The sequence below is a fragment of the Piscirickettsia salmonis LF-89 = ATCC VR-1361 genome (assembly GCF_000297215.2).
GTDB lineage: Bacteria > Pseudomonadota > Gammaproteobacteria > Piscirickettsiales > Piscirickettsiaceae > Piscirickettsia > Piscirickettsia salmonis.
On the sequence record NZ_AMFF02000046.1, the window covers coordinates 1 to 6,207 of the forward strand.

The following is a 6,207-nucleotide window of genomic DNA, read 5'->3' on the forward strand; positions in this document are numbered from 1 at the left end:
GCCGATTCAAGGCACGCAACGCTGTGTGACGCGGACAGCCGAGGGTTTATAGTCGTCGCGTTTTGCTCGGCGATTTTGCATCATTGGATGTGCAAAATACCTACCGAGGTAGCGACGCTTACGACCCACTCAATAGCATTCTCGATTGCTATTGAAAAATAGTTGCTACTTATTCATATAATTAAATCTTAATCCCCGTACAAAGTGACGGTATGAATGGTTTTAAAACTATCCTATTTTCAGCTTTCATTAAAAAAGCCCTGTTAGTAAACGGATGCGATTGTGTTAGCCTAGCAGAATATATCAGAAAAAACAGTAGGTACAGTTTTGGTAATAAGTACAGATAGTAATTATTTAGTGATGGGTTTAGCGTTTAGTTTAACTCAATAAGGCATATTATATGCCTTATGAGTGGTTTGTAAAATGTCAAAGAAATTTTACTTATGTTTTATTTTATTGTTTGAGATTATGTTTTCTTTGCTTGAAATTGTTTTTAAAAAGTCAGCAAAGCGTTGACTTACATAACTGATAATTTCTGGCTTTTCTAACATCATAAGGTGGCCTGATTCATTAATAGAGTCATTGATGGGTATATTATTGAATGCAGCTGTTAGGATTGCTTTATTTTTTATTGGGTAGAGTCGGTCTTGTTTTCCCCAAAAAATTGCAACTGGTTTTTGAAAGCCTGTTGGTTTAGTAAAGTAAGTAGCGTAAGGCTCTGAATTTAATTGCTCCCAAACAAGAGAGTATGATTTATAGTTTTTTGCATAATCATTAATGAGTGCATTAATTTGCGCAGGTGTAACGGTATTGATAATTGCCTGTGCATGATAAACGAGCCCTCTTATTTCAGTATCAAACTGTTTTTTACTAGATGGTAGGAATAGATTATAACCTTGATTATAAGCATGGTTCATAATGGCAGAGGGTAGTGCAACACCTGCAGGTGATCCAATAAAAGTGATGCTTCTAATATTTAATGTTGGATAACGTTTAGTAAGTAAGACCTGTATAAGGCCACCCATGGAGTTTCCTACTAGGTGAATGGGTTGTTTTGAGAGATGAAGGGCGTGTAGAAACTGGTAAAGTACCTGTGTTTGGGATAATCCAGTTACGGTGTCTAATCGATAGGCGGGTGCTGGAAACGATTTTGAGTGGCCGTAACCGGGTAAGTCAGGAGCAACTATAGTGTAATTTTTCTTGATATAGCTATTGTTTTCGAGATTAGTAATAACAGAGTTCCATTGCTCTTTATTGGCCAAATAGCCATGTAAAAGTAAGAGGACATTCTTACCTTTTCCAGCTTTGTTATAAGAGAGAGTGTGCCCTGCTATATTGATTGATTGTGTAGAAATAGCTGCATAAGTACAACGAATCAATAGGATGATTATGCTGCTGATTAATGCAATGATGATTATTTTTGGTATTTTTTTTTCTGAGGGATGGAAGGTTAAGTTCATTGTGTGTAAGGGTTTTCATTGTTGGTGGGATTATTATAGCTTGTGTTAAGTATGACTTCTAGGGCTATAAAGTAAAGTTACAAAATAGCCCACTTTTGTTATTTAGCTGATTTATAGTTTGCATTGGGTGCTTTTAGCCGTCCATAGCGGTTATTTAGGGCGGTGACAAAAATAATAGCGATGATGATAAATGCTAAGATGGGGGCGACATAAATTGGCGTTACCTTATCGACATGCTGTCCTAAAAAACCAGACATAATAAGACCAACAAATCCACCGATAGAGCCGCAGGTGATGAGAAAGGAGGTGGCCCTGGGTGATTGATAATTGGCTTGCGCAATGCCATAGCCTAATAATGTTGGAAATAAGGAAGCACAACCACAGCCAATTAAAATAATTGAAGCCATAAAGCTAAAATAGCTTGAGCTATTTAAGAAAAATAAAAAGCCAATAAATACAGTAATGCAACTTAAGGTAATATAGTTTGTTGCTCTGATTTTTTTTAATAAATAAAGTCCAGCAATCAGCCTCACTGCAGCAATTGATGCTCCAAATATTCCGAGGAGCTTTCCTGTTTCGATAACGCTGATATGTTTATCCATTTGCAGGTAAGGTGAAAACCAGTAACTTACTACATATTCTATGTAAACATAACAGACCAAGGCGATACCAATTAATATGAGTGATAAGTTAAATATTGATTGATTATTCTTTGTCTGTGATTGTTGGGACTTTGGAGTATTACCACACGTGGGCTTTATTTTAAATGTTAAGGCGCAAATTAATAAAAAAACATATAAGATAGCCAACATAGCAAAGACACCACGCCATGATAGATAGTGAGTAATATAGCCACCGACAATTGGTACAAATACTGAGCCTAGACTAAAGAAGAAGTTAAGTAAGCTTAATTTGGAGTCTTTTTCGCGGCTTACTGTGTGAAGGTCAGAGATTGACTGAGTTACTGCAGGGACTAAAAAGCCGATGGAAATACCATTTAGCATAGAGCAAGCCGTATAAAATGACAAAGGCAGGCCCAGCGCTAATAAAGACTCTGCGATGATGCCTAGAGCGATTGCAAAGCACAATGTGTTGTGAGTATTGATTTTTTCAATGAGGCGGCCGCTAAAAAAGTTACCAATTAGCAAGCCGACAATATTTAAAACATCAATGTAGACGATATTAGAAATATCTACATTATAGTATGTTGATATTTGAGGAGAAACAAGGCCAATTGCTGCTGAAAACCCACCTGTGATTAAAGCAGAGAGAAAACATAAGGTTAAGCATTTTTGTTTAAATGTCACGTTCGTTACTCCAAATTGAATTTAATTCCCATAGTTTTCCAGTAAATGACTGAGAAGGCTTTGTTGTAGTGCAAATAGTAATATTATTATTTTTACTAAGCTCTAGTCTGTGTGATCCACATACTGTTCCATTATCAATAAAGGCTTCGATACTGGTTGTGTCTAAAAAAAAGCTAGCATCGATTTGTTGCCTTTTGTCTGGTTTGCATATATATGGGCTTATGCAGGTTTTTTGTTTGGTTTTTAATATGATTTTTGAGCCAGTCCATAGAATAGTTAAAACTATATTTTTCCCTGATTTAAAGTCCATTGACCATTCTATACCAAAGCTAAATAAACACTCTATTTCAAAAGATTTTTTGTTGGTTTCAATTTGACAGAAACTTTGATTAAAATCAAAAATTACTTCTTGAGAAGTCCTAATATTTTTAAGCTGGCTGATAGGTAGCATACTTAATTTATTATTTTTAATTGATAGTTTTCTAGGTAAACTCATAGCTCCTGCATAATGATTTTGCGTAGAAAATATATTATCACTCCAGTTGTTCATCCATGCGATGCCAATTCTATTCATGTTTTTATCTTCGAAAGTTTGCAATGCATAAAAGTGATTACAAAAATCGATTTCATATATTTTTGTCGTTGGGATGAATTTATTTTTTTTAAAGTTCCCTAAATAATAGTAGCTTCTATGATTAATATTTTTATTATTGATAGTATCAAATAAAGAAAATACCAAGACATAAACACCGTCAACCATGAAAAGGTCTGGACACTCAATAGATCGTCCTTTAAGTTTTTCTTCTTGAAAGAGAATACCTTCGTAAGTCCAGTCGTTGGCATCAATTGAGCTATAAAGTGCAATGCTAGGCAAATTATTTGCTTTACTGCCAATAATTAAATAGAATTTTTGTATTAAATCACAAAACCAAATTTTTGGATCTCGAAAATCTTTCGAATAATTATTTGGCGGTCTGTTGATGATTGTTTTCGGTTTTGAAAAGGTGACGCCATCAGATTTAATTATTTTTTGTTTTTCTATAAAAATATCTTTTGAGTTTTGTGAGTCTTCAAAGTGATCAGTGTAAGTGATGAGTAATTCTTCATCTTTAGATAAGGCACTTCCAGAGAAAGCACCGCCAATAAATCGGTTATTAAGGTTATTACTTGGATAAAGAGCAATAGGTAAGTGCTGCCAAGAGACTAAATCTTTACTTACTGCATGTCCCCAATGCATATTGCTCCAATGAGGTTGGTATGGATTATACTGGAAAAATAAATGATAGTAACCTTTATGATAGACTAATCCATTCGGGTCATTGATCCAGCCTGTAAGAGGTGAGAAGTGATATTGTAGCCGCTTCTCATCACAATAAGACTGGCTATTGTCTAATGAATGATAAATAGACCAGTTTTTATTTTGATAAGAGAAGCAAAATCCCCCACTTTCTAATAATGTGTGCTTACTATAAAACCAGCCATTTTTTAAAACAGTATGGTCTGATTCAGATATTAGAAAGTATTGTGAATTTTTCTCAAGTGACCACTCTATATGAGAAAAATTATGGCTTAGAGTTAATGGTTCATATTCGATGAGAGTATCATTTTTATAGAGTTTAGCTGCCCCTTCACTTAATACACTAATATCAAATGATATTATGCAATCAAGATTGCCAGTGGTTAAGTGAAGATAGTTTTTATTTAGCTGTATTTTCATGATTACCTTCTGCTTAAATTTGCATTATCCATCCCTTGTCAGGTTTTTAGCTTATTATTCTAATCAATTGTAGGAGAAAGTACAGTTTATACTCTTGAGAGATTTAAGTGTATTTAAGTATATTAAGGCAATACGCTAATTTTTAATTTTTTATTAAAGGTTGTGAAAATTTTTTAATTAACACTAAGCGCCATAGGTGCTTTCTCTAACGACTTGAATTCTTCCAGAGCCATACCCTGAAATATCACTCGCGTTTTCTTGAGCTTCAGCAATACCTTGAAACAACATTGGGGTGTCTGGGCCTAAGTTCAATTGAGAGTCAGTGCAGCATAGTCTTTTTATTTCATCACTGATGTAATCGAATGCTGATTGGAAAAGTTGATTTAAACCACTTCCCCAAATAACGGCTGTTGCTATTCCTGCAAATGACATAGAGGTTATTTGAAATACTTCATTATCAGAGATAGGCAAATTTAAAGCGGCGAAAGAAAGCGCAGTAAAAGATGCCATCATATATGCTAATACTGTAATAATACGGTTAGATTTCCTTTTTTCTTGAATATCATATGAGATTTTACAAGTTAATTGTTTTTGAAAATCAACCAAACCTTGTGTAAATATGCTGGCACTTAAAATATTGCATATTGATAAAATACACCAGTTTGCTGCTGAAGAAAGATGGGGAAAGGCTCTTTCTAAACCTTGAGTGGCAGATAAAGTAGGAGCTACAAGTAGAGCCGTCGCAGCAATAAAAGCACATATATATATGAAAATCTGCTTTTTAAATTTCTCCGAATCAGTGGGAGCTAATAACATAGCATTCATTGTTGCAAACAATGAGCCAAAAAAATTAGCACTGGAAAGAGCCGCTGACATTAGATTATTGCTCATAATGTTGTCTTGCTGCTGCAGACCGTTGTAAGTTAAGAAGCCGCCAGGCGTTGCAGCAATTGCAGCTAGGATTAGGCAAGAAATTTTTTTGGTAAGAGAGTCTGATCCTTGGGCGATTCTGTTTATTAAATCTTTTGTCGCATTAGTATTAAAAAACGAGTAAGTTAGAGAAGCAATGATGCCTACAGCATTAATAAATTCCTTATTATCGATAAGGTCTTCTAGTGATTTTCCACTGGAAAATCCTGATAATCCAGAGCTCATTGCAAAAAAAAACATCACTCCTTTAACAACGCAAAAAAGATAATTGCGTCGGTAATGTGGAAACTGTATATCTTGATTTAGTTGGCTAGAGTGCTGAGGAAGTAGTGGTGATGTTCTTGAAGCTGCAGTTAATCGTTGGCCTATATCTTCTACTGTTGTCGACAAAATAAGGGTCCTTTTATAAGATATTAAATCTGAGGGGGGATATTAGCAAAATAAAGCATGTATACATAATTGATAATTTTAATATAAATACAAGTAGGAGTTAGTTTTTTGAAAATCATGTTAAACAGAAATTTATTGCTTTAATAAATTAATGAAAAATATCATTTTCTTTAAAATAGCCTTTTGCGAAACATGAAAATGATTTATATCAACGTGTGAAATGTTGTATAACTCACCTTACGCACAGGTCATAAACATTTTAATCGCCTAAGCTCTTCAAAAGCTATTTGATTTGACCGCACAAGTAATTTATATTTGAGTGCAAAGTGGTTAAGTTGTGCTTTTACACTCAATGTTTCTAGTTTACAAAATGCCACGATTGATGCAAAAATATGATTGCATT

The 6,207-nt window shown here is 34.4% G+C and carries 5 protein-coding genes and 1 pseudogene; all 6 read right to left on the reverse strand.

Annotation, left to right across the window (positions count from 1 at the left end):
- Nucleotides 1-6 precede the first annotated feature (6 nt).
- Nucleotides 7-129 carry a hypothetical protein gene (locus C200_RS16495; RefSeq protein WP_282916173.1) on the reverse strand — a complete coding sequence of 41 codons (123 nt, stop codon included), beginning with the start codon at nt 127-129 and terminating at the stop codon, nt 7-9.
- A 308-nt stretch (nt 130-437) separates the two neighbouring features.
- Entirely contained in the window at nt 438-1,460 is a 1,023-nt protein-coding gene (locus C200_RS14880) for an alpha/beta fold hydrolase (RefSeq protein WP_016211450.1), read from the reverse strand.
- A gap of 98 nt (nt 1,461-1,558) precedes the next feature.
- Entirely contained in the window at nt 1,559-2,767 is a 1,209-nt protein-coding gene (locus C200_RS04865) for an MFS transporter (RefSeq protein ID WP_016211448.1), read from the reverse strand.
- The gene (locus C200_RS04870) at nt 2,757-4,484 is read right to left on the reverse strand and encodes a glycoside hydrolase family 32 protein (protein ID WP_016211446.1); all 1,728 of its coding nucleotides are present in this window, start codon (nt 4,482-4,484) and stop codon (nt 2,757-2,759) included. The genes C200_RS04865 and C200_RS04870 overlap by 11 nt, the downstream gene beginning before the upstream one ends.
- A gap of 183 nt (nt 4,485-4,667) precedes the next feature.
- A complete protein-coding gene (locus C200_RS04875; protein WP_016211449.1) occupies nt 4,668-5,804 on the reverse strand; it encodes a hypothetical protein in 1,137 nt (378 codons plus the stop codon).
- A gap of 248 nt (nt 5,805-6,052) precedes the next feature.
- A pseudogene (locus tag C200_RS16880) lies at nt 6,053-6,207 on the reverse strand (IS701 family transposase); the annotation flags it as partial.